The organism is Candidatus Neomarinimicrobiota bacterium, from assembly GCA_036476315.1.
Lineage (GTDB): Bacteria > Fidelibacterota > Marinisomatia > Marinisomatales > S15-B10 > JAZGBI01.
In genome coordinates this window covers 1-24,299 of sequence record JAZGBI010000046.1, presented here as the reverse complement: position 1 = coordinate 24,299, position 24,299 = coordinate 1, and the positions used below count along the sequence as shown (strand labels likewise).

The window sequence follows — 24,299 nt, the reverse complement described above, 5'->3', positions numbered from 1 at the left end:
GTTGGTAACCGTTTTACAGTCTCGTAGGAGGATTTGGGTGTGACAAAGGCCGATATTATCGACAGGGTGGCCGAGGCAACGGGATTGACGAAGGTGGAAACCGAAGCCGTCATGAGCGGAATAGTCTCGACGATCATATCAGCTCTTAAAGAGAATGATCGCGTCGAACTGAGAGGATTTGGTACATTTGGAGTGAAAAGGCGAGATCCCCGAAGGGCAAGGAATCCCGGTACCGGTGAAGTCGTGCATCTACCTGAACGGTACGTTCCCACTTTTAAGGCTTCCAGATTGCTTCGGACCATCGTTAATGACGCCCTTATGGGCTAGGAGCCGTTCAAATGCCGTGTGGCAAGAAACGCAAAAGACGAAAAATATCGACTCACAAACGTAAGAAACGCTTACGTCAGAACAGGCACAAGAAGAAGCCGAGATAGCTATCTCGGCTTTCACGCGGAGCATGAAACTCCGGCGTCACCTCTTTATCCCCACTTTGGTCGCGGTTTCTCTGGCCCCCCTCTCTTTTGTGGCTTCGTGGGGTTTCAAAGCTCATCAAGCGATCAATCGAGAGGCAGTGAGGATGCTTCCCGATGAGCTGGGGAGATATTTCCTCTTTCACATCGAGTACATTGCAGAGCACGCGGTCGATCCCGACCTGTGGCGTGATGACACGCTCATGCATCCCAAGGAGGGGAGAGGACACTATATCGACGTGGATCTGTATGACGACTATCCCTTCAGAAAGATTCCCCGGTCCCGGGAAGACCTCATTTCAACCTACAGCGAAGAGAAGATTGACGACTGGGGAACTGCTCCGTGGAGAATCGAGCGCTATTTCAACAGGCTTGTTGGAGAGTTCCATTTGGGGAAATGGGATGAGGCGAGATTGACCGCGGCTGCGCTCGGGCATTATGTTTCCGACCTTCACATGCCGCTGCATGTGGTTGAAAACTACAACGGTCAATTGTCAGGCAACGAAGGTGTCCATATGCGCTGGGAGGAAGATATGGTAGACCGGTATCTCCTTGGCAACATCCATCCGAAGGGACAGCTCACACAGCTTTCTGATCCCGTGGAGCAGGCTTTCAGAATCATTGCGGAATCCTATCCAGTTCATGCCACGATTCTCAAAGCAGATTCCCTTGCTCGAAAGAACCTTTCACCTGAAGAGAGGCTGACTATCGCCGATCGGGGGCAATCAATGGCAGGCTCAGGGTATCTCGAAGTTTTGCACGCGGAGACGGGTGATCTTGCAAAGCTGAGAATGGAGCAGGCTGCGATCGGGGTGGCCTCATTCTGGTATTCAGCCTGGATTCTCGCCGGTCGCCCCAACCCATTTCAATGAGACCAAAACATCGAACCGATGGTTGAAAAAGCATCAGCCCACACTTCCGGACCCTCTCAGGGTGGGAGATCTCGGGTGTTCACGGTATCACAGATCACTTCGCAGGTTAGGGCTATTCTGGAGACTTCATTTCCTTCCATATGGGTGGAAGGGGAGATTTCCAACTTCAAACACCACACGTCTGGTCACATGTATTTCACCCTAAAAGATGATCGCTCCGAACTGAAGGCCGTCATGTTCAGGAGAGACAATCAATTCCTGAGGTTTTCCGTGGAGGATGGCATGAAAGTCCTGGCAGAGGGTGCCGTGACTGTCTACGAGGCGAGGGGGATTTACCAGTTGGTGGTCAGGCGGATGGAGCCGGCTGGGTTGGGGACGCTCTATCTTGCATTTGAGGCACTTAAGAAAAAACTTGCAGAGGAGGGCCTTTTTGCAGACGAAAGAAAGCGGCCCATCCCCCGCTATCCATCAATGGTGGGCGTTGTAACCTCACCCACTGGTGCAGCTATTCAGGACATAAAAAACATTCTTGCCAGGCGGGCACCTCATGTGAGAATTATCATTCGTCCCGCCCTTGTCCAGGGCGACGACGCGGCAGATGATATTGTAGATGCCATCAGGGATTTCGGGGAATTTGGAGGCATCGATACACTTATCTTGGGAAGGGGCGGCGGATCCTTGGAGGATCTCTGGCCATTCAATGAGGAAAAGGTCGCTCGTGCCATGTTTGACTGTTCCATCCCTATCATTTCAGCAGTGGGCCATGAAAGCGATTTCACCATTGCTGACATGGTAGCCGACCTGAGAGCGCCCACACCCTCAGCAGCGGCAGAATTGGTTTCTCCGTCCCGACAGGAGATTCAGGTTTTTCTGGAAGAATCGGAGAGACGGCAGCGGGAGGCACTCCTCACCATGCTTAAGATGGCATGGCAGCGACTGGATTCTCTGATGGGGAGGTACGGTTTCAGGCAGCCGCAGGTTCTTGTAGATCAAAAAAAGCAGAGGGTGGACGATTTACGTGAGAGAATGGGGCAGCGGATGACATTTGTGGTGGGTCTTCATCTCTCCGCATTTGAAGGACTCGAAAAAAGGCTCCTCGGAGCAAGTCCCATGGGAATCCTGAGGAGAGGATATTCAATTGCTTACAATCCCCATAACAAGCACATTATCAAGAGCGTAAAACTTCTCGAGATTGGCAAGAGATTCGCTCTGATCATGTCAGATGGGGAAACGACCGTGGAGACAAAGGAAATCCGTGAAGAATAGTTTCCATGATCTAGCGGATTCGGTGGAGGAAGATGGCTGAAAGCAAGAAATCACTCAGCTTCGAAGAAGCGACTGTAAGACTGGAGGAGATTGTGCGAAAACTGGAGGATGAGGCCGTCTCCCTGGAAGAGAGCCTGAGACTCTTCGAAGAGGGGATCGAGCTAACCGAGTTATGTCGCGAAAGGTTGGATGAAGCGGAACTGAAGATTAAGAAACTTGCAAGAAATGATTCGGGAAAACTGAAACTGACATCCGAGGACTGATTGCATGAAAGTTGCTATCTGGGCGAACACTGCCAAGGAGGAATTCTGGAAGCTCTTTCCGAAGCTCATGACTTGGTTCCAGGAGAATAAACAGGAGGTGTTTCTCACAACCAGAATTGTGGGAATGCTGGAGGATAAGTCCCGGTTTGATTTTTCCGTGATCAGCTCCTTGCAGGAATTTTCTCAAGTTGACTTCGTCCTAGCTATGGGTGGAGATGGTACCATCCTCTCAGGGGCCAGAGCTGTCGGCCACATGCAGATTCCAATTCTGGGAGTTCATCTTGGTGGATTCGGCTTTCTGGCAGAAGGATCGGTGGGCAACCTTTTCGGTCGTCTCAAATCCATCATCAGCGATGAGTATATTATCTTTTCCAGGATGGTTCTTGAGGTCCAGGTCGGAGACAGTGATAAAAGGGTATTTCACTCCCTGAACGATCTGGTGATCGATCGAGGTGAAAGCTCGCGGTTGATGAGGTGCACTCTCACCATGAACGAACGGTTGATCACCTCGTACTCCGCCGATGGGCTCATTATTTCTACTCCCACAGGATCCACCGCTTACAATCTTTCAGCCGGCGGTCCCATTATAGCTCCCTGGTTGTCGTTGTTCACCGTGACGCCTATCTGCCCCCACTCCCTTTCGTCACGTCCTATCGTTTTGCCTTCCCAGGAAGAACTGGCGATCTCCTTCCCGCACGGGGAGTCAGAACTCAGAGTGGCTATGGACGGCCAGATTCAGGAAAGAGTGGGGTCGAAAGAAATTATCTATGTTCGAAGAGCACCGTATGATGTACAGATGATTACGTTTGAAGACAGGAACTATTTCCACACTCTAAGAACAAAAATGGGTTGGGGACAGAGCGACGAACTGACTTCCTAAATTCCCTTGACCCAGGGTGTGGCAACCTTTCAAGGGAAGAGCGCGAACCTCAGCTTGGTAATACACAACCGGCCATAAGATTACATTTTTGAGAAGAAATTCTTCAGAATGTATCCCACCATACGGGGATTCTCTGTCAACCTGCGCATGGCATAGGGGTACCAGTCTTCACCGAAGGGGACGTAGACACGAACCTTGTGTCCTCGTTTAACGAGTGACTCCAGGCGACCTCCCACAGGAACACCATACAGCACCTGGAATTCGTAACGATCCCTTGAAATCCCCTTGTTCCCAATCCATGTTTCCAGGGTGTCCATGAGGTACCGGTCGTGGGTAGCAATGGCAATATAGGCGTCCCCCAAAAGTCCCTCCTGGACAAGTTGTATGAAGCTCTGACGAATGCCATCGCGATCCTGAAAGGCGATTTCACGCGACTCTCGGTAAATGCCCTTGCATACCCTCACGTTGACTCTTTTTCCCATGAGATTGGCCAGATCACTCCTGCTGCGTCTCAGGTAGGATTGCAGAACGATCCCCACTCCCTTGTAACGTTCAAGGCACTCCCGGAAGTTGCGAATGGTGGCATCTGTGTAGCGGGAATTTTCCATATCGATACGCAAAAAGTTGTTCAGTTGTTTGGCCTGCTCTAAGATTTCCCGGAGCGATTTTACCGCGAGGCGATCCTCGTGTCCGAGCCCCAGATGGGAGAGCTTGAGAGAGATATTACAGTCCAGTCCCTCCTGCTCTATTGCGTCATAGAGTTGGAGATACGACCCTTTAACTTTCTCAATTTCTCCGACTGACCTGGACTGTTCCCCAAGAATATCAAGGGTGGCAGAAAGGCCGAGCGTATTGAGTTTTCGGACCTCCTGAACCGCCTCTCTCCATGTCTCGCCCGCCACGTATCGTGCCGCGAATTGCTCAACGAAGGGTTTTGGAAATACGGACAGTAAAGAGAGAACGGACTTGTGAACAGAAGACATGGTAGGATTCTCAATTTACCCTTTTGGGGATGTAACTTCAACACTCCTCTGTACAGGAAACTGACTGAGATCCCGAAGGCAAATGCCTTGCAAAGAAAGCACCACTGGGATTAACTTTTTGTCCACCTCTGATCGGCCATAATTACATGTATAGAAACTTCGGCACCACTTTCATGTTCGTCCTCATCGGAATCGTCCTTCTTGCGGTCGCCCTGGTACTGCAAAGGATTGTCTCCCCCGGAAGAAAGACCCCTGAGAAGTTGTCCACTTATGAGTGCGGTGAAGATGTCGAGGGGACGGGCTGGGTGCAGTTTAATATCCGATTCTATGTTGTCGCCCTTGTTTTCATCATCTTTGAGGTGGAGGTAATCTTCCTCTTTCCGTGGGCAGTTGTTTTCGGGGAACTCGGTCTTTTTGCATTTGTTGAGATGATGATTTTCCTCTTCATTCTCGCCGTGGGACTGGCGTACGTATGGAGAAAGGGCGATCTGGATTGGGTCAAGCATTCAGTCTCTTACGGAAAAGGTCGATACCGAAAGCTGCAAGTGGACAAGACGTTCCCCACTCCTCAGGAACCGATTCATTCCCGACATCCGTCTGGTGGGGAGGAGGTCCCCGCCATTTAGAGCGGATTTCCACACTTCCATGCAATTCGTCGAAATCATCGATACGATCAATACGAATTTCAAGCGTGGTCTGATTCCCACGGGAGAAGACGTCCCACGGGACCACATTCGCGTTCCATATGGCGTGTGGGACGGCCTGGCGGCTTTTCTTCGGCACGAGGAGACGTTGAAGTTCGATTCACTCATGTGTATCACCGGGATCGACGAGGGGCCTGAGGAAGAAAACCTAGGGGTCATATACAATCTTCATTCAATGACGCATGGTCACAAAGTGGAGGTTCGTATTCGGGTACGTAAATCGAATCCTGTTGTCCCTTCCGTCGAGCAAATCTGGAGGATTGCCGATTGGTTTGAGCGCGAAGTGTACGACATGTACGGTATCAAGTTTGAAGGGCACAGGGATTTGAGAAGGATTCTTCTCCCGGACGACTGGGAGGGATATCCCTTAAGAAAAGATTATGTATTTCCCGACACGTGGCATGGAATTGTGGTGCCAAAAGTGAAGGAAGGATGGGAGTAGAGTACGATCAGGAGCTAGGGACTGTTCACGCTGAAGAGATGGTTCTTAACATAGGACCACAGCATCCCAGCACCCATGGTGTTCTCCGGTTAAAAGTCCGAACCGATGGAGAAATTGTCACCAGGATTACACCTTATATCGGTTACCTCCACCGCTGTTTTGAGAAACACTGTGAGAATTTGACTTACGATCAGTGTATCCCTTTTACAGATCGCTGCGATTACATCGCGTCCATGAACAACAACTTTGGCTTCGCCCTTGCTGTGGAGGAACTGATGGAGATTGAAGTTCCCGAGAAAGTGCAGTACGTGCGGGTGATCGTTGCGGAGGTGAACCGCATTGCCAGCCATCTGCTTTCGATCGGGACTTTCGGTCTCGATGTGGGGGCGTTCACGCCGTTTCTTTACTGTTTTCGCGATCGGGAGAGAATTCTGGACCTCTTTGAAATGCTTTGCGGGGCACGTCTGTTGTACAACTACATCTGGGTGGGAGGAGTTTCCCACGATTTTCCCGTGGGTTGGGTGGAAAAGGCCTACGAATTCCTCGATTATTTCGAACCGCAAATACGCGAATACAATGAACTGCTCACCTACAATAAGATTTTCATTGAGCGGACGGCGGACGTCGGAGTACTTCCTGAAGAGGTTGCAATCAGCTACGGTGTATCGGGACCCAACCTCCGGGGATCAGGAGTGCGGTGGGACCTCCGCAGGGACGACCCTTATAGCATCTACGACCGCTTTGAATTTGACATCCCCCTCGGCACAGGGGCTATGGGTTCAGTGGGAGATTGCTGGGATCGGTATTATGTCCGGATAAGAGAGATGGAAGAGAGTGCGAAAATCGTTCGGCAAGCCCTCGACCAGATGCCCCGGGAAGGGGATGTTCATGCTGCCCTACCCAGGAAGATCCGACCACCCGAGGGACAGGTGTACAGGAGGAGTGAAACGCCCCGCGGGGATCTCGGGTTCTACATAATAAGTGACGGTTCACCCATACCTTTCAGGGTCAAGCTCAGATCACCGGCGTTTACGGCGCTGAGTTGCATCGATGAAATTGCTCGTGGGTGGATGATCGCTGATGTCATTGCCGTCCTGGGGAGTCTCGATATTGTCCTTGGGGAGATTGATCGCTAATGGTCGACTTCTTGCTTGACCGGTTTTCCCGGATTCCCTGGCTGGAAGGGATGCCGGATGGACTTCAGTTTTCCTTTGCCGCAGTGCTGGTGGCTCTCCCGATTTTCCTGTTCATCGCCGTGAATGCCATGGTGGCTGTTTATGTTGAGCGTAAGGTGTCCGCCTTTATGCAGGACAGACTCGGCCCCATGGGACAGGGTGTGGGACTCCATGCGGGAAAGTGGGGACTCCTGCAGACCGTGGCTGATGCCATCAAGCTCCTTCTTAAGGAAGACATAATTCCTGCGAGTGCGGACAGGAGACTGTTCATCGTGGCACCGTTCATCCTTTTTATCGCGTCGTTCATAACATTTGTTGCCCTCCCTTTCAATCAGCATATAATGGCGGCCGATTTCAATATCGGCATACTCTACATTATCGCCGTCGGTTCCATTGGTGTTGTGGGCATTATTCTTGCCGGCTACAGCTCCAATAACAAATGGTCTCTTTACGGCGCCATGCGTTCTGCGGCCCAGATTATCAGCTATGAAATTCCGGTTGGGCTTTCTGTCCTTACTGTTGTCATGCTGGTTGGAAGTCTGCAGATGCAGGAGATTATCCGGGCCCAGTCCGGGACAATGTGGGGATTTCTACCCAACTGGTTTGTTTTCGATAACCCATTTTGTTTCATAGCCTTCTTTGTCCTCTTCATCTCCGGAATCGCTGAGGTGAATCGAACCCCATTTGACCTCCCTGAGGCAGAATCAGAACTGGTTGCGGGGTTTCACACCGAATATTCCGGTATGAGGTGGGCGTTCTTCTTCCTTACGGAATATGCCAACATGTTTATCGTGGCGGCATTGGCGGCCATTCTGTTTCTGGGGGGGTGGCAGAGTCCTATTGAAGGTGTGATGGATGGACCCATTTGGGGATTCATCTGGTTCATGGGCAAGGCAGCTTTTCTCATTTTTGTCATGATCTGGTTCCGTTGGACGTTCCCCCGGTTGAGGACCGACCAGCTGATGGTTATGTGCTGGAAGTATTTCATACCTCTGGCCCTTTTCAATATCTTGGGAGTGGGACTCTGGGATTTGTTTATCGCTTGAGGGAGGTTGAGCGTGAGGTATTTCTCAAACATCTGGCAGGCAATTACCACACTTCTGGTGAGTCTCAGAGTGACCATCCTCCACTTCTTCAAGGCGCGCAGAGGGATCGTTACGCTCCAGTACCCGGTGGAACGGTGGCCCAGACCCGAGCGGAACATCGGTTTTGACCTTGACCGGTACAACGTTATCAGAAGCAGGCTCCATGTTGACATGGATGACTGCATCGGCTGCCTGAAATGTGAGCGCGCCTGCCCCGTGGGTTGCATCACCATTCGAACGTCAAAGGTTGACAAGGGAGTTGACATACCTGAGTTGAATCACGTAGGTGTCACCTCTCACGGGACACAGAAGCGGTTATTGGTGGAACGCTTCGATATCGATATGACCGAGTGCTGCTACTGTAATTTGTGTGTCTATCCATGCCCGGAAGAGTGTATTTACATGGTAGGGGGACCGAATTCACCGAAACATGAGATCGATTACGAGTTCTCAGAGTACGACAGAAGCCGCATGATCTACCGGTTTTCCAAGGTTCCTCCTGTTGAGGCGGCAGAGTGGAAGGAGAAGCAGGAAGCAACCCGGTGACCGGTGCAACTCTGATCTTCTGGTCTGTTATTGCCGTCACCGTGGTGTCTGCTTTCTTTGTTGTCCAGTCACAAAAACTCCTCTATTCCGCCCTGGCTCTTTTGTTCACTTTTGTAGGCGTGGCGGGACTTTACGTTTTCATGATGGCCGATTTCATCGCTGCAGTCCAGATAGTCATTTACGTGGGTGGCATACTTGTCCTTCTCATTTTTGGGATCATGCTAACACACCGGATCGCCGATATCCGGATTTCCCATACGAGTGTTCAGCGGGGTGCCGGAGGGACAGTGGTACTGTTCATTCTCGCGGGGTTGATCTACATGATTTCGACCTCGCCCTGGCATCTGGAGGATGCTCCTGAACCTGAAAGTACTGTGGATGGTATTGGGAGACTCTTGATGATTGACTATCTACTTCCCTTTGAAGTGGCGTCTGTCCTTCTCCTGGCGGCCCTGATAGGTGCCGCCATGCTGTCCAGAAAGGTACGCTGATGGGGAGTCTGTCAACCTATCTCAGCATCGGAGCTGTTCTTTTTGCGCTGGGTCTCTACGGAGTCATCACCCGGAGAAACGGAGTGGCTGTCCTTATGGGTGTGGAGCTGATCTTGAATTCCGCGAATGTAAACTTTATCGCGTTCGCACGGTTCGGGGGAATGAATCTGGGGGGTCACGTTTTTTCTCTATTTGTGATAGTAATGGCCGCCGCTGAAGTAGTGGTGGCACTCGCCATTATCATCAATATCTATAATAATCTGGGAACGGTGAACATCGATGATGCCGCCAGTCTGAGGCACTAAATGGCTGCCTACGGAATACTTATTCTCTTCCTTCCCCTTCTGGCTTTTGCCGTTCAGATCTTTCTTGGCAAGCGACTCCCTCGTCAAGGCGACTGGGTGTCAGTGTCAGCTGTGCTCATCACGTTCTGTCTGACCCTTGCCATGTTTGCCGTCATGCTGGTGTTATATGACCGGGATTTTGAGGTGGAGAAGACATGGGAATGGATTGACGTGGGGAGAGTTCAGGTACACCTGGGGATTCTAATAGACAATATCACGGTTGTTATGCTACTGGTGGTGGCGGTTGTCTCAAGCGTAGTACACGTCTATTCCATCGGATACATGAAAGGCGATCCCAGGTATTCCAGGTATTTTGCATACCTTTCTCTGTTCACCTTTTCAATGAATGGGATTGTACTTTCCAACAACCTTTTCAGTATCTATATGTTTTGGGAACTGGTGGGCTTGAGTTCTTATCTTCTCATCGGATTCTGGTTCGAAAAGGACTCTGCTGCCAATGCCGGTAAGAAAGCTTTCATAGTGAACCGGATAGGGGATATCGGTATGTTTATCGGTATCATGCTCATTTTCACAGCAACCGGGTCATTCTTGTACAAGGACATTTTCTCTGGGATTGCAGCCGGCCTGATTTCACCAGGACTTCTTACCGTGGCGGGTCTTTGTCTATTCGCGGGGGCCGTTGGAAAATCCGCTCAGTTTCCTCTTCACGTATGGCTCCCCGACGCGATGGAAGGGCCGACTCCCGTGAGTGCATTGATTCACGCGGCTACTATGGTTGCTGCAGGAGTCTATCTAACCGTTAGACTTTTTCCCATTTTCACCCCCGAAGCTTTGACGGCCATGGCCTACGTTGGGGGATTCACCGCCATCTTCTCTGCCATCATTGCCGTCACCCAAAACGATATTAAGAGAGTCCTTGCCTATTCCACCGTGAGTCAACTCGGATATATGATAATGGCTGTGGGGACGGGAGCTTATATTGCTGGACTGTTTCATCTCGTTACCCACGCTGCATTCAAGGCGGGTCTTTTCCTCTGTAGCGGCAGCGTCATCCACGCGATGCACCATGCTTATCACAAACTCGATGACCGCCTGTCCGATGCGCAGGATATGAGAAACATGGGCGGTCTGAAGGAAAGGATGAGAATCACCTACTGGACCATGGTAGTTTGCACAGTGGCTATCACAGGCATTCCCCTCACTTCCGGATTCCTTTCGAAAGATGCGATACTTGCGGGTACTCTCTCATTGTCGTCCAAGTATCCACAGCATTTCCTCCTCGCCGTATTCGGATTCGGGGCGGCATTCCTGACGGCACTTTACATGTTTCGCCTCATATTCATGACCTTCCACGGCAAGCCTGCAAAGCGGGAGGTTCTGGATCATGTCCATGAATCACCGCCAGTAATGACGGTGCCTCTCGTTGTTCTGGCGGGACTGTGCCTGTTCTTCCTCTATACGTTGCCCCAAGGAGTGAATCCCTTCTCGGATCAAGGTTGGTTCACAGACCTCGTAGTGGCAAGGGATTCCGCCGTTCCAGGACACGTCAACCCACCGGCTCATACTATCCAAGAGGGTATGCATCGTGCCCACACACCCGCCATGGGACTTTCCCTGCTCATGGCCATAACTGGAATTGTCGTTGCCGTGGCGATCTATCTGCGAAAGCGCTTTTCCGCCCAGAAGCTGGCCCAGAGGTTTGCCATTCCCTATAAACTGTCGTTTAACAAGTTTTTCGTCGATGAGATTTATCACAGGTTTATCGTCGCTCCCCTCCTTATTCTGGCAAAGATTGTGGGATTCTTCGACTGGGAGTTGTACGACAGGTACTTCATCAACGGGTTTGGCAGAATTACGGAAAAGATTTCAAGAATTGTTGGCATTCGACTGGATTTTGATCTGCTCGATCAACAGGTTGTGGATGGTTTGGGAAGAGGCACTCGCATGCTTGGCTCGGGCCTTCGTCTTGTTCAAACGGGTAAGGTGCAGAATTATCTGATCCTGGTCCTTGCAGGAATTATTGTCATTTTTGTCATTCAGGCAATGTAGTAAGTGCGAATTGAAAATTGACTATTGAGTATTGACAATTGAAAAATGGAAAGCAGCGATATGGATAACAGGAGAATTGGAGAGATGTTCCGTAGGAACTCCTTTGACCCATAGGGTCTCCTGCGGAGGAGGAGAACTGGGTAAATGGACCGTGATTCGTAATTCGTCGTGCGTGATATCAATTGATTATTGACTATTGATAATTGATTAATGAAAAATGGATTAATGGAGAAATGTTCCGAAGGAACTCCTTTGAACCGCAGGGTCTCCTGCGGAGGAGGAGAACCGGGTAAATGGACCGGGATTCGTAATTCGTCGTGCGTGATATCAATTGATTATTGACTATTGATAATTGATTAATGAAAAATGGATTAATGGAGAAATGGAGAATTGGTAAGTGGTGAGTGTTGACTGGTTAACTGGTTACTTGATCCTTGTTACTTGATCCTTGATCCTTGTTACTTGATCCTTGTTACTTGATCCTTGGCTCTTGGTTCTTGATGCGCGATTGGACATTAGAAAGTAAGGAATAGCAGGCTATGGACTTGAACATCTTGAGTTGGATTGTGTGGATGCCGGTCGTGGGTATGATTGCCATTATTCTAATACCCAGAGGGAAAGAGCACGTCATAAAAATCACCGCCGCGGTGGCCACCGGATTGCAGCTGTGGCTGACGGTGGTTCTCTGGATCCAGTTCGATTCTTCGTACGTTGGTTTCCAGTTTCAGGAAAGGGCTGACTGGATTCCATCCTTCAACATTCACTACTACCTTGGCGTGGATGGTTTGAGCCTGCCCATGGTTGTCCTTGCATCTCTGCTCTGTTTCGTCGGTGTGTTTGTGAGCTGGAAAACGGCAAAAGCAGTGAAAGGCTATTTTGCGCTATTTCTACTTCTGGATACAGGGATGGTGGGTGTATTTCTCTCTCTCGATTTCTTCTTATTCTACGTATTCTGGGAGGTCATGCTTCTGCCCATGTACTTCCTTATCGGCATCTGGGGAGGTCCTCAGAAGGAATATGCCGCCATCAAATTCTTTTTGTACACCCTTTTCGGATCCGTCCTTATGCTGATTGCCATGCTGGCCCTCTATTTCACCTGCGGGAGGACCTTCGATATGGTGGAATTGATGGCCACTGCCCCCACGATGCTCGTCGGAATTGTGTGGTGGGGTCTGGACGCCCTCAAGGTGATATGGATCCTGCTTTTCATCGCTTTCGCCATCAAGGTGCCGATTTTTCCATTTCATACGTGGCTTCCCCTGGCCCATGTTGAGGCTCCCACCGCTGTTTCCGTCATTCTTGCAGGGGTCCTACTGAAAATGGGGACCTACGGGATGCTCCGAATCAGCTATCCCATGATTCCGGATGGGGCGATATGGTTTGCGGGCGCCCTGGCCGTCCTGGCCATGATTAATATCATCTGGGGGGCTCTCTGTGCTCTTGCTCAATCCGATCTCAAGAAACTGATTGCTTATTCCAGTATCAATCACATGGGCTACGTTCTTCTGGGCATGGCTGCCGTTGTGGCGGCCGGAGCCGAGTACGATTCGAATGTCACTGCGGCTCAATTCGGAATGAATGGGGCGGTCCTTCAAATGTTCAACCACGGTATCATCACTGCCATGCTGTTTATTCTCGTCGGCGTTATTTACGACCGGGCCCATCACCGAAATATCGATGGATTTGGAGGACTGGCTGTGAAAATGCCTATCTTTGCGGGGATCGTTGGGCTTGCATTTTTCGCCGGATTGGGACTCCCGGGACTCTCAGGTTTTATCAGCGAAGCCATGTGCTTCATAGGAGCATTCCCCGTATATAGACTGATCGTCATCGTGTCTACCCTTGGGATCCTGCTGAACGCTTCATATTTCCTCTGGTCATATCAGCGTATCTTCATGGGAAAACTGAATACGAAGTACGCCGAAATCCCTGAGATTAATGGCCGGGAAATCTTTACTCTCGCTCCCCTCGGCGTGCTAGTGGTGCTTCTTGGTGTCTATCCTGCGCCTGTCCTGAATGTTCTCGGTTCGACCATGGCTCATCTGATTGAAATTGTGCAATCGAGTCCGCTCATGGCTCTTCATTAACGGATCAGTGGATAATTTCCAGAGCCTGAGGCTGTTCGTTCCTGAATTGGCCGTCCTCGGCACAATTCTTGTTGCCATTATCGCCGATCTCATCTATCCCAGGGAAAAATCTTCGAGAGTCGGCTACTGGGTGCTGGGTGGACTCGCTTTTGCACTTGTCGCCCTGTGGCTCTCTTCATCCGGAGAGATAACCAGTCTTTTCCTCGGTTCCCTTGCCCTCGATCCCTTTGCAAGAATTTTCAAGTTTGTATTCCTGCTGGCTACCGGTATCGTGATTCTCATGTCCCTGAGGAGCGACGAATTGGCGGAAGTAAGAATGGGTGAATACTACGGTCTTCTGGCGACGATGGTACTCGGTATGTTTCTAATGGCGTCAAGCGTAGATCTGATTATGGTATACCTGTCCATAGAAGTTGTGAGCATTGTCTCTTTCATCCTCGCCGGGTATCTGAAGGTACAGGTCAGATCGAATGAGGCGTCTCTGAAATACGTCATCTACGGTGCCTTTTCTTCGGGAATCATGCTTTACGGTCTGAGCCTGCTGTTCGGTCTTACGGGCACCACAAAACTCTTTGAAATCAGAGAGGCCGTGTCCCTCCTGGGAGAGGAGGCAAACCTTGCACTGATGATCGCCACAATTTTCATAATGGCTGGATTTGGTTACAAGATTTCTGCTGTCCCGTTCCATTTCTGGACCCCTGACGTGTACGAAGGTGCTCCCACGCCCATCACAGCCTATCTGTCAGTGGCTCCGAAAGCTGCGGGCTTTGCGCTTCTCATCCGGTTTTTCAACTCCCTTTTTGGCACCGGGGAGTTCTTGAACGCGGCGGCATGGCAATCCCTGGAAGGGATTCCATGGCAGCATATTATGGCAGCCGTGTCGGCTGCTACAATGATTCTGGGCAATCTGGTGGCCATTCAACAATCGAATATCAAACGACTCCTGGCCTATTCCAGCATAGCTCACGCCGGCTACATTATGATGGGGATTCCGGTGATGTCCCAGGATGGGATCTATGCAATGATTTTCTACATAGTCATCTATCTGTTTATGCAGCTGGGCGCCTTTCTCGTGGCCATCCTCATTTCCAATCAATACAAGACCGAACTCATCGACGAATACAGCGGCATGGGATTCAAATCCCCCTTCCTGGGAGTTCTCATGGCGGTGTTCATGTTTTCCCTAACGGGAATTCCCCCTACGGCAGGCTTTATCGGGAAATTTTATCTGTTCGCAGCGCTCATTAACGGGGGTCCTCAATTCTATTGGCTCGCTGTCGTTGGGGCCATCAACAGTGTCGTGTCTCTCTACTACTATATGCGGGTCGTGAAAGTCATGTTCTTCGAAGGAGAATCTCAACAGGAACTCTATCTGCCTCCCAGACCGTCCAGCTCATTACTTCTTGTGCTCGGTATTCCGACAATTCTCTTCGGCGTTTACTGGTCCCCCATCGCCAGCTGGGTCCACAATTCCTTGATGTTCTTCGTAGCAAGGATGTAAATTTTTCGTTCCTGAAAAACGTTTCCTGGCAATCCGATCATGATTGAAGACTACGTTCCCATATTCTTCGTTTTTGTGTTAGCAGTGACCTTTGTTCTCGTTGTGCTGGGATTAACCCATTTTCTTGGGCCCAGGGCGAAGAGTCCTGCGAAATCAATGGCCTACGAATCCGGAGTCGACCCCATTGCAGCGTCCCGCATCCGTTTTTCCGTGAAGTACTTTCTTGTTGGACTCCTTTTCATCATATTCGACATTGAGATTGTCTACCTCTTTCCCTGGGCGGTGGTGTTCAAGGAATTTCTTTCGGCGGGGTCCTTCATTTTCCTGGAAATGGTAATCTTCCTTTCCATACTCATGTTCGGCTACCTGTTTGTCTGGAGGAAGGGCGCTCTCGAGTGGGAATGACCCCGGATCGTGGTCAGTTGTCCGTTGGAGATATGAGTAGGGAAGTGTGAATAACTTGGATAAGGAATATGCACGGAGAGGAGCAAGAGCGAGAACAAATTTCGAAAACCTAACCTCAATTATTCACAGGATCTTCCAAAGGATCTTGAGATGAGATTCACCACGAAGCCACCCCGATTGAATTGCTTCGCATTCAACCTGCCTGCCGGCAGGCAGGCGGGACAGGCAGAGGTCACAGACAAGTATAATTATAATTAACATAAGTTTAGAGAAAGATGACGTGTCTAGAATACTCTCATAAATAGATTTGAAGTGAATCATCATAAGTTTTTACTATCAAATTGATTTACTCTCTGTTCACACTGTCCCGATCAAATCGGGATGTGGCTAATGAATAGTTTAGATGGTGAAGAGGTGAACAAATTCAGACAGCTTGTAGATGAGCTGGCACCAAGATCAAACGCATATTTGAAATCAATTGGCAAAGATCCAAGAACAACTGACAACGGACAACTAACAAAGAACAAGATGAGGAATATAACCGCAAATTTCATAACAAGGTGACCAGCCAGGAAATCAAATCGAACATTCTGACCACGACCGTGGAAAGTGCCATCAACTGGAGCCGCAAGAACTCCCTGTGGCCCATGCCGTTCGGAACCGCCTGCTGTGGCATCGAAATGATGGCGGCCCTGGCTGCACGCACGGACATCGCCCGGTTCGGGGCGGAGGCGATACGATTCTCCCCCCGCCAATCTGATCTCCTGCTCGTTGCTGGGCGCATTACCATTAAGATGATGCCCGTTCTCACTCGCATTTACGAACAAATGCCAGAGCCTAAATGGGTGATATCCATGGGCGCCTGTGCTTCCAGCGGAGGGGTTTTCGATACCTACAGCGTAATTCAGGGCGTGGACCAGTTCATTCCCGTTGACGTCTACGTTCCGGGCTGTCCTCCACGTCCGGAGGGAGTTCTGGATGGACTCATGAAGCTGCAGGATCTTGTGGAGAGAGAAAGACTGTCGGACTACTCAGTCTCCACGCCCGTGTAGATGTCCGTCCCTCGTATTATCTCCCGCATCAAGGAAGGACATTCAGACGCAATTCTGGACGTCACACAATTTGCGGGAGATACCACTCTTCACGTCAAAGGGGACGCCATCCTTCAGGTCTTAAAAGAGCTAAAAGGAGAAGGTTTCAACTTTCTGGCTGACCTTACGGCCGTGGATAACTTGACTTTGGGGGGATTTGAACGGTTTGTTGTGGTCTATCATCTACTTTCACATGAGAAAGTGGAGCGTTTGACCGTGAAAGCGCATGTACCGGAGGATGACCCTTCGCTGGCATCGGTGGAATCGCTCTGGAGAACAGCTGACTGGCAGGAGAGGGAGGTCTATGATTTGTACGGTATCCGGTTCGAAGGTCATCCGGATCTCACACGGATTCTCAATCCTCATGACTATGAAGGTTATCCCTTGCGGAAGGATTATCCCAGGGTGGGCAGAGGGGAGAGGAAGGATTTCCCTGTGGTGGAACGAAAGATAGGATCCAAATCGCCTCGGAAATGACTGGACGGACCAGATGCGTCAAGAGAATCTGATGGTTACGGAAGAAAAGTCCCTGGAAACGGAGCGGATGGTCCTCAACTTCGGGCCTTCTCACCCAGCCACTCACGGCACTCTCCGCATTATCATGGAATTAGACGGGGAGACGGTGGTAGGTGTTCGGCCGGAAATCGGTTTTCTCCATTCTGGTTTCGAAAAGCTGGGAGAATATCTCAATTATAATCAATACATCACCATCACGGACCGGATGAATTATATGTCCCCTCTCTGTAACAACGTTGCCTACGCCCTTTCGGCGGAGAAGCTGATGGGCATTGAGGTTCCCAGGCGCGCTCAGTATATCCGTCTACTCATGTGTGAACTGAGCCGAATTGCGGATCATCTCGTTTGTGTTGGCATGCAGGCGGTCGACTTGGGAGCAATGACGGTATTTCTCTACTGTTTTCGTCTCAGGGAAGCGATTTACGATCTTTTCGAATCCGCTACCGGAACCCGCCTCACGACCAGCTATACGGTGGTGGGTGGTTTGACGAGAGATATTCCCCACGGCTTCAACGACGCCGTGATCAAAGTTTTGGGCCAGGTGGATGAGGTTACGAATGACGTTCAAACACTCCTCAATAAGAACCGTATCTGGCAAAACCGGACCAAAGGTGTGGGTGTCATCACGAAGGAAGATGCTATCTCCTACGGAATTACCGGACCCATGGCACGGGCAGCCGGGGTCGACTGGGATATCCGGGTGAAAGAACCGTATTCAAGCTACGATGACTTTGAGTTCGACGTTGCGATCGGTTTGAATGGTGATGTCTTTGACCGTTATCTCGTTCGCATGGAGGAGATTCGGCAGAGTGCCCTGCTGTGCAGGCAGGCAATAGACAAAATGCCGCCGGGTGAGGTAAATGTCGACAGCAGTTCAAAAGTCATTCTTCCCCCCAAGGATGAGGTTTACAACTCCATTGAAGGATTGATATATCATTTCGAGATCACGATGCCAAACCGGGGAATGAAACCTCCGGTGGGTGAAGCGTATGTCCCTACGGAATCTCCGAATGGAGAGCTGGGGTTCTATATCGTGAGCGACGGCAGTAGCGTTCCCTATAAGGTAAGAACAAGGCCTCCATCATTCATCAATTATTCAGTGTTCTCCAAGATCATGAAAGGACATATGCTGTCAGACGCGGTGGCCATATTGGGTGGCCTCAACATTATTGCGGGAGAATTGGACCGGTGAACGAGAAGGGTGCAAACGATCAGACATTCAGATTCAGAAATCCTTCTCAGGTAGAGAACATACTTTCCCAATACCCGGACAGGCGCTCGGCCTTGCTACCCCTTCTTCACATGGCCACGGCTGAGGCTGGATATATTACCCAACCGATCATAAATGCCGTGGCCAGAATTGTCGAAGCTCACCCCAGTGAAATCATGGAAACGGTATCGTTTTACTCCATGCTCCACACAGCACCGAAAGGGGAATTCATCCTTCAGATCTGTCAAACACTGCCCTGCAGCATAAGGGGGGCTGATAATCTGGTGGATCATCTGTGCGAGAGATTGAGCATTCAACCGGGGGAGACAACGAAAGACGGAAAGTTCACAGTCATGAAGGTGGAGTGCCTCGGTGCTTGTGACATCGCTCCTCTGGTTCAGGTGAACAATGACCATCACGAGAAAATGACCGTAGAAAAACTGGATAAGTTGCTGAAATCGCTCTCGTGACAGGCCATTCAGATCCAGCCCGCTTCGAACCGGTTTTGACACGAGACGTGCATCTTCAGGATTCCCACACTCTGAGAACCTACGTAAAGGGCGGTGGTTACGCGTCTCTGAACAAGATTCTCAAAGGTGGGGGACCCGACGACGTTACCCAGGAAATCAAGGCTTCAAACCTGAGGGGGCGCGGGGGAGCTGGATTCCCCACAGGCAAGAAATGGGAATTTGTACCAAAGGATTCTCCGAAACCCAAGTATCTCATCTGCAATGCGGACGAGAGTGAGCCGGGAACTTTCAAGGATCGCCTGATCATGAACAAGGCTCCCCACAGGATGCTGGAAGGGATGATCATCGCGTCATATGCCATCGATTGCCATAAGGCCTTTATCTACATACGAGGGGAATTCTACAAGGAGTACAAGATTCTCGAAGGGGCCGTCGGAGAGGCCTACGAAGCCAATCTCCTGGGTGAGAATATCTCTGGCTCGGACTACCACCTGGATGTAGTCATACACCGGGGCGCAGGGGCGTACATTTGCGGTGAGGAGACAGGTCTTCTCGAATCGCTGGAAGGTAAGCGAGGGTGGCCAAGGATAAGACCGCCTTTTCCCGCTGTTGCGGGATATCTGGCATGCCCTACCGTCGTGCAAAATGTGGAGACCCTTGCATGTCTACCGGACATTATCGACCGGGGCTCGGGGTGGTTCAAGTCCATTGGACCGGAGCAGGGACCGGGTCCCAAGCTATTTTGTCTCTCCGGCAGCGTGAACAATCCGGGTGTCTACGAGGCTCCCATGGGAGTTCCTCTGTCTGAGTTGATTTATGATTTTGGGGGCGGAATTGACGGTGGAAAAGCTCTTAAGGCAGTGCTTCCCGGAGGAGTCTCATCAGCCGTTCTCACCGCGGAAGGGATCGAGGGGTTAAACATGGACTTCGAATCTCTCGCTGCCAGGCATACAATTCTCGGTTCAGCTGGAATCATTGTGATGGATGAATCGGTCAACATGGTGAACGCATGCCTTAATCTCGCCCGGTTTTTCGCCCAGGAATCATGTGGCCAGTGCACTCCTTGCAGGGAGGGGACGGTTTGGCTCGTACAAATCTTGACCCGCCTTTTCCGGGGCAATGCTCAACGCAAAGACATAGATTTGATTCTCGATGTTACCGAGAATATAGGAGGTCTGAGTGATTTGTCCCAGGGGAGCTACGGCAAGACTCTCTGCCCCTTCGGCGAAGCCGTCGCCTGGCCTGTGAGAAGTTTCGTTGAGAAATTCCAGGACGAATTCGCCGCGACGTTTTGAGACTGGGATGGGGATCGCGTGGCCTTCATCAGAATAGATGACAAGGAACTTGAGGTTGAGCAGGAAACGAGTGTCTTGGAAGCAGCCTTGGCCGGAGGAATTGAGATCCCCCATTACTGCTATCATCCGGCTCTTGATATCGTAGGAAGCTGCCGAATGTGCCTGGTTCAGGTTGAGGGGATGGACAAGCTCCAGATTTCATGCAACACATTCATCGAAGAGGTATCCAAGGAGAAAAAGGTTGACGGGAAGTATGATGCGGTCATTCATACTCAAAATGACCTCGTGAAAAAGGAGCAGGAGAATATCCTCGAATTTCTCCTCATCAATCATCCCCTTGACTGTCCCGTCTGCGACCAGGCGGGGGAATGTCTCCTGCAGGACTATTCTTTCAGATATGGCCGCGCTCACAGCCGGTTTGAGGAGAACAAAAGGGTTCGACCCAATGAGTACTTAGGCTCAAGAATTGTGATCAATCACAACCGGTGCATCATGTGTACCCGGTGTGTCCGATTCACCGAACAGATTTCTGGAACAAAGGAGTTGTTTATAAAGTTCCGGGGCAACCCTTCCAAGATAGCGGTGCTTGAGGATCATCCCCTGGACAATTTTCTCGCAGGGAATGCAGCGGACATCTGCCCGGTGGGAGCCCTCTTGAGTACTGACTACATCCACAAGAATCGAATCTGGAATCTATCTAACCAGTCGTCAGTCTGCACTGACTGCAGCGTGGGGTGCAATATCGACGTATGCTATCAGGATGACAGGATCTACCGGATAACTCCAAGGGAGAATCATGAAGTAAACGGCTATTTCATGTGCGACATAGGACGTTACGGATTTCATCGGTATGAGGATATTGAGCGTGTTACGCAACCACTCATCAGGAAAAATGGTGAATTCTCAGAGATTAGCTGGGAGGGGGCGCTGAAGGAAGTGTTCGATCACTTCACCAGAGGGACCGAAAAGGAAAAACCCTTTGTAGCTGGGATTGTCTCCCCATTCCATACTAACGAGTCCAATTTCCTTCTGGGGCGTCTCATGAAAAAGGTATTCAGAGGACGGAGTGCCCTGGGTATGTTACCTCCCATCGAAGAGGAGAAAGATCTGGTTTACTCCTCCGGATTTCGGATTAGCGGGGACCGATCTCCGAATCGTAGAGGAGTTGTCGATCTCTGTCCTGATCTCGTGGATGATATTCTGGACACCATAAGAGAGAAGAAAATCAAATTGATGTATGTGTTGGATGATGGTATTGACAGAGGACTCGGGGAAGGGTGGGGTGATGTTTTTCGAAACTTACGCTTCGCGGTGGTTCAAACCTATGCCATGACACCCATGGCTCGTTCTGCTCATCTTGTTCTTCCCGGGCCCGCCCCCCTGGAGCGAGAAGGGACCCTCACCAGTGATCGAGGGAGAGTTCAATGGCTCCGCCCTTCTCTTCCTTTGAGCGGGAGCATCAGACACGATTGGGCCATTGTCATGGAGGTGATGAATACAGTGGGCAAGCGGGAGCTCAAATATGGCGATGTGGCCGATATCTTGAGAGAAATAGGAGACGATTTTCCGGCCTACAGTGAGATCTCTCTTTTTCGTCTGGGAGATCAGGGACTCCCCACGGACGGATAGGGACGGCGTGATGGATCTGCTCGGAACTGCGATTATTACCGTGAAGGTGGTGGCCGTCTTCGGGGCAACCATGCTCGCTGTCATGGGCATGATGTACGGCGAGAGGCGTCTGTCCGCTTTCATTCAGGATCGCCTCGGGCCCAACCGAGTGGGGCCCAAGGGGATGTTTCAACCCCTGGCTGACGGAATCAAATTCTTAATGAAGGAGGACCTTGTGCCTGCCGGTGTGGACAAACCTATCTTCATTCTCGCCCCTGCCATGCTCCTGATTCCTGCTTTAATGACGTTTGCCGTCATCCCGTTTGGAGCTCCACTGCACCTTTTTGGTCGTGATATCGCCCTTCAGGTTGCTGATGTCAATATAGGAATCCTGTACATTCTGGCCCTCACCAGTGTTGGTGTGTACGGAATTGTCCTGGCAGGGTGGTCTTCTAACAGTAAATATCCTCTTCTGGGGGGATTGCGTTCCTCTGCCCAGCTCATCAGCTATGAACTTGCGATGGGACTGGCCATCGTGAGTATCGTTCTTCTATCCGGATCTCTCAGATTGGGAGACATCGTCGCCGATCAGCAGGGGCATCTGCTCTCCTGGAATATATTCAAGCAGCCTCTGGCATTCCTCATTTTCCTCATCGCGACCTATGCCGAAACAAACCGGCTTCCCTTCGATCTTGCCGAGGCGGAACAGGAACTCGTCGGGGGTTATCATACGGAATACAGCAGCATGAAGTTTGCCATGTTTTTTCTGGCAGAGTATGCCAATATGGTGACCGCCTCAGCCCTCACCGTGACCCTCTTCTTTGGCGGCTGGGACATACCGGGAATCGATGAAACTGTGTTGGGAAACTGGGGTTGGTTAGCATCCGCCCTGGTCTTCGCCGCAAAGACTGCCTTTTTCCTGTTTCTCTACATATGGGTTAGATGGACATTTCCCCGCTTTCGGTACGACCAACTAATGACACTGGGATGGAAAGTTATGCTTCCTCTGGCAATTCTGAACATATTCTTCACCGGTGGTTACCTGGTTCTCGTGACTTAGCAGCATTCGTGGGTACAATCATAACATCATACGAACCAACCTTGTGGGATAAGCTCTATCTCCCGGCCATGATCAAGGGACTGATGGTCACATTACGACACATGTATCGAAAAAAAATAACTGTGGAATACCCCGACGAAAAGCATGTGCCCCCGGAGGGGTATCGAGGTTTGCACCGTCTCAACAAGTATCCTGATGAACGGATTAGGTGTGTGGCCTGTGAAATGTGTGTGGCGGCATGTCCTGCCAACTGTATTCACATCGTGCCCGGCTCCTCACCCTGGGAAGGGGACGAAGAAAGGTATCCCGTACGGTTTGACATTGACCTTCTGAGATGTATCTTTTGCGGATTCTGCGAAATGGCTTGTCCTGAGGAGGCGATCGAATTGACGGAAATCTATGACTTCTCGGATTTCACACGTGAGGGACTCTGGATTGACAAGGAAGGTCTTCTGGAAGTCTATGAGGCAACCAAAAGCACAAGCTATTACCGCCCGGGTTCTGAAAAAACCAGTTCAGGAATAGGATCAAGGGTGGAATAGAGCTGCCGTTCTCGTATTAAGCTATGTCACTGACCCTGATCTTCTACATAATTTCCTTTATTGCTGTTGCATCCGCCCTTCTGGTTGTTCTTAATCGGAACGCGGTGTACAGTGTCATTTTTCTGATATTGACTTTTTTTTCCCTCGCATCCTTGTTCCTGCTCCTCGGGGCCTATTTTCTCGCCGTTCTTGAGATTCTCATATACGCCGGGGCCATTATGGTTCTGTTCCTTTTTGTAATCATGCTCCTGAATGTTAGCAGGGAAGACGCGCTCCCCAGACTAGTGCAGCTCAAGCGAGGACTCTCCCTGCTCCTCATTATTGTGTTCTTTCTCGGTCTGACTCTGATAATCATTCAAGGCACACCCATCCATCCCGGTCCACGGGTCGTGGGCACCCATGGTAGCGTGGCTGCCCTCGGAGAGGCCCTGTTCTCCAAATACTTGTTCCCGTTCGAAGTGGCTTCGCTCCTCCTGTTCGTTGCCCTGATTGGCACGGTGTATCTGGCCAAGAGGAAGATCTGATGGCCGTTCCCGTAGAACATGTTGTGATACTGAGCGGCGCCATCTTTTCCATTGGCGTTATGGGTGTGCTGTTTCGCCGAAATGCTATCATCATATTCATGTCAATCGAACTTATGCTGAATGCCGTGAATCTGGCCCTCGTCGGTTTCTCCAGCTACCATAACGATGTGGGCGGTCAGGTCTTCGTCTTTCTGGTTATGACTCTGGCGGCGGCCGAAGTCGCCGTGGGACTCGCCATAATCGTCGCCTTGTTCAGAAACCGCCCGACGATGAACATCGACGAGATAAACCTCATGCGGAATTGACATGGATTCCTTGATCTGGTTGATCCCCTTTCTCCCTCTCACCGGGTTCCTCGTGAACGGCCTAGGGGGAAAACGTTTGAGCGAGCGCCTTTCGGGATTAGTTGCATCAACTCTCGTTTTCCTCAGTTTCATCATCGCGCTTCTGCTATTCGGT

General features: G+C 50.6%; 28 protein-coding genes. 27 read left to right on the top strand and 1 reads right to left on the bottom strand.

What is annotated here, in order from left to right; all coding sequences use genetic code 11:
- The first annotated feature begins 39 nt into the window (after positions 1 to 39).
- From V3U24_04755 to V3U24_04735, 5 genes are all read left to right on the top strand, one after another.
- Positions 40 to 327, top strand: a complete 288-nt coding sequence (locus V3U24_04755) for an HU family DNA-binding protein (GenBank protein MEE9166758.1) — start codon at positions 40 to 42, stop codon at positions 325 to 327.
- 130 nt (positions 328 to 457) lie between these two features.
- A complete protein-coding gene (locus tag V3U24_04750) occupies positions 458 to 1,342 on the top strand; it encodes a hypothetical protein (GenBank protein ID MEE9166757.1) in 885 nt (294 codons plus the stop codon).
- A 75-nt stretch (positions 1,343 to 1,417) separates the two neighbouring features.
- Positions 1,418 to 2,608 (top strand): exodeoxyribonuclease VII large subunit, encoded by a 1,191-nt coding sequence (gene xseA, locus V3U24_04745; protein ID MEE9166756.1) that lies wholly within the window; start codon positions 1,418 to 1,420, stop codon positions 2,606 to 2,608.
- A gap of 32 nt (positions 2,609 to 2,640) precedes the next feature.
- Positions 2,641 to 2,871, top strand: a complete 231-nt coding sequence (gene xseB, locus V3U24_04740) for an exodeoxyribonuclease VII small subunit (protein MEE9166755.1) — start codon at positions 2,641 to 2,643, stop codon at positions 2,869 to 2,871.
- Positions 2,872 to 2,875: 4 nt separating this feature from the next.
- Positions 2,876 to 3,751 (top strand): NAD(+)/NADH kinase, encoded by an 876-nt coding sequence (locus V3U24_04735; protein MEE9166754.1) that lies wholly within the window; start codon positions 2,876 to 2,878, stop codon positions 3,749 to 3,751.
- Positions 3,752 to 3,831: 80 nt separating this feature from the next.
- Here V3U24_04735 and V3U24_04730 read toward each other — a convergent pair whose 3' ends face one another.
- Entirely contained in the window at positions 3,832 to 4,734 is a 903-nt protein-coding gene (locus V3U24_04730) for a proline dehydrogenase family protein (protein ID MEE9166753.1), read from the bottom strand.
- 146 nt (positions 4,735 to 4,880) lie between these two features.
- Here V3U24_04730 and ndhC point away from each other — a divergent pair, with 146 nt between their 5' ends.
- The 22 genes from ndhC (at position 4,881) to nuoK (V3U24_04620) (ending at position 24,145) form a co-directional block, all read left to right on the top strand.
- On the top strand, positions 4,881 to 5,360 hold the full coding sequence (ndhC, locus tag V3U24_04725; protein MEE9166752.1) for an NADH-quinone oxidoreductase subunit A: 480 nt from the start codon (positions 4,881 to 4,883) through the stop codon (positions 5,358 to 5,360).
- A 19-nt stretch (positions 5,361 to 5,379) separates the two neighbouring features.
- Positions 5,380 to 5,880, top strand: coding sequence for an NADH-quinone oxidoreductase subunit C (locus V3U24_04720; GenBank protein ID MEE9166751.1), 501 nt, complete (start codon positions 5,380 to 5,382; stop codon positions 5,878 to 5,880).
- On the top strand, positions 5,871 to 7,016 hold the full coding sequence (locus V3U24_04715) for an NADH-quinone oxidoreductase subunit D (protein ID MEE9166750.1): 1,146 nt from the start codon (positions 5,871 to 5,873) through the stop codon (positions 7,014 to 7,016). Before V3U24_04720 ends, V3U24_04715 begins: the two co-directional genes overlap by 10 nt.
- Positions 7,016 to 8,101 carry an NADH-quinone oxidoreductase subunit NuoH gene (gene nuoH, locus V3U24_04710; GenBank protein ID MEE9166749.1) on the top strand — a complete coding sequence of 362 codons (1,086 nt, stop codon included), beginning with the start codon at positions 7,016 to 7,018 and terminating at the stop codon, positions 8,099 to 8,101. The genes V3U24_04715 and nuoH (V3U24_04710) overlap by 1 nt, the downstream gene beginning before the upstream one ends.
- Positions 8,102 to 8,113: 12 nt before the next feature.
- Complete coding sequence (locus V3U24_04705) at positions 8,114 to 8,686, top strand: 4Fe-4S binding protein (GenBank protein MEE9166748.1); 573 nt, start codon at positions 8,114 to 8,116, stop codon at positions 8,684 to 8,686.
- Positions 8,656 to 9,177 carry an NADH-quinone oxidoreductase subunit J gene (locus V3U24_04700; protein ID MEE9166747.1) on the top strand — a complete coding sequence of 174 codons (522 nt, stop codon included), beginning with the start codon at positions 8,656 to 8,658 and terminating at the stop codon, positions 9,175 to 9,177. Before V3U24_04705 ends, V3U24_04700 begins: the two co-directional genes overlap by 31 nt.
- Positions 9,177 to 9,482 (top strand): NADH-quinone oxidoreductase subunit NuoK, encoded by a 306-nt coding sequence (nuoK, locus tag V3U24_04695; protein ID MEE9166746.1) that lies wholly within the window; start codon positions 9,177 to 9,179, stop codon positions 9,480 to 9,482. The genes V3U24_04700 and nuoK (V3U24_04695) overlap by 1 nt, the downstream gene beginning before the upstream one ends.
- A complete protein-coding gene (gene nuoL / locus V3U24_04690) occupies positions 9,483 to 11,531 on the top strand; it encodes an NADH-quinone oxidoreductase subunit L (GenBank protein ID MEE9166745.1) in 2,049 nt (682 codons plus the stop codon).
- 539 nt (positions 11,532 to 12,070) lie between these two features.
- Complete coding sequence (locus tag V3U24_04685) at positions 12,071 to 13,618, top strand: NADH-quinone oxidoreductase subunit M (GenBank protein MEE9166744.1); 1,548 nt, start codon at positions 12,071 to 12,073, stop codon at positions 13,616 to 13,618.
- Positions 13,619 to 13,625: 7 nt separating this feature from the next.
- Positions 13,626 to 15,119 (top strand): NADH-quinone oxidoreductase subunit N, encoded by a 1,494-nt coding sequence (locus tag V3U24_04680; protein MEE9166743.1) that lies wholly within the window; start codon positions 13,626 to 13,628, stop codon positions 15,117 to 15,119.
- A gap of 39 nt (positions 15,120 to 15,158) precedes the next feature.
- Positions 15,159 to 15,524: an NADH-quinone oxidoreductase subunit A gene (locus V3U24_04675; protein MEE9166742.1), complete on the top strand. Its 366-nt coding sequence runs from the start codon at positions 15,159 to 15,161 to the stop codon at positions 15,522 to 15,524.
- Positions 15,525 to 15,914: 390 nt separating this feature from the next.
- Positions 15,915 to 16,088: a hypothetical protein gene (locus V3U24_04670; protein ID MEE9166741.1), complete on the top strand. Its 174-nt coding sequence runs from the start codon at positions 15,915 to 15,917 to the stop codon at positions 16,086 to 16,088.
- Positions 16,085 to 16,576 (top strand): NADH-quinone oxidoreductase subunit B family protein, encoded by a 492-nt coding sequence (locus V3U24_04665; protein MEE9166740.1) that lies wholly within the window; start codon positions 16,085 to 16,087, stop codon positions 16,574 to 16,576. Before V3U24_04670 ends, V3U24_04665 begins: the two co-directional genes overlap by 4 nt.
- Positions 16,577 to 17,092 (top strand): NADH-quinone oxidoreductase subunit C, encoded by a 516-nt coding sequence (locus V3U24_04660; protein ID MEE9166739.1) that lies wholly within the window; start codon positions 16,577 to 16,579, stop codon positions 17,090 to 17,092.
- A 13-nt stretch (positions 17,093 to 17,105) separates the two neighbouring features.
- Complete coding sequence (nuoD, locus tag V3U24_04655) at positions 17,106 to 18,323, top strand: NADH dehydrogenase (quinone) subunit D (GenBank protein ID MEE9166738.1); 1,218 nt, start codon at positions 17,106 to 17,108, stop codon at positions 18,321 to 18,323.
- Positions 18,320 to 18,811 carry an NAD(P)H-dependent oxidoreductase subunit E gene (locus tag V3U24_04650; GenBank protein MEE9166737.1) on the top strand — a complete coding sequence of 164 codons (492 nt, stop codon included), beginning with the start codon at positions 18,320 to 18,322 and terminating at the stop codon, positions 18,809 to 18,811. The genes nuoD and V3U24_04650 overlap by 4 nt, the downstream gene beginning before the upstream one ends.
- Positions 18,808 to 20,106 (top strand): NADH-quinone oxidoreductase subunit NuoF, encoded by a 1,299-nt coding sequence (gene nuoF / locus V3U24_04645; GenBank protein ID MEE9166736.1) that lies wholly within the window; start codon positions 18,808 to 18,810, stop codon positions 20,104 to 20,106. Before V3U24_04650 ends, nuoF begins: the two co-directional genes overlap by 4 nt.
- 18 nt (positions 20,107 to 20,124) lie before the next feature.
- Positions 20,125 to 21,735 carry a molybdopterin-dependent oxidoreductase gene (locus V3U24_04640; GenBank protein ID MEE9166735.1) on the top strand — a complete coding sequence of 537 codons (1,611 nt, stop codon included), beginning with the start codon at positions 20,125 to 20,127 and terminating at the stop codon, positions 21,733 to 21,735.
- A 70-nt stretch (positions 21,736 to 21,805) separates the two neighbouring features.
- Complete coding sequence (gene nuoH / locus V3U24_04635) at positions 21,806 to 22,774, top strand: NADH-quinone oxidoreductase subunit NuoH (protein ID MEE9166734.1); 969 nt, start codon at positions 21,806 to 21,808, stop codon at positions 22,772 to 22,774.
- 8 nt (positions 22,775 to 22,782) lie between these two features.
- Complete coding sequence (nuoI, locus tag V3U24_04630; GenBank protein ID MEE9166733.1) at positions 22,783 to 23,316, top strand: NADH-quinone oxidoreductase subunit NuoI; 534 nt, start codon at positions 22,783 to 22,785, stop codon at positions 23,314 to 23,316.
- Positions 23,317 to 23,339: 23 nt separating this feature from the next.
- Positions 23,340 to 23,840 (top strand): NADH-quinone oxidoreductase subunit J, encoded by a 501-nt coding sequence (locus V3U24_04625; protein ID MEE9166732.1) that lies wholly within the window; start codon positions 23,340 to 23,342, stop codon positions 23,838 to 23,840.
- Positions 23,840 to 24,145 (top strand): NADH-quinone oxidoreductase subunit NuoK, encoded by a 306-nt coding sequence (gene nuoK / locus V3U24_04620; GenBank protein ID MEE9166731.1) that lies wholly within the window; start codon positions 23,840 to 23,842, stop codon positions 24,143 to 24,145. Before V3U24_04625 ends, nuoK (V3U24_04620) begins: the two co-directional genes overlap by 1 nt.
- Positions 24,146 to 24,299: the final 154 nt, after the last annotated feature.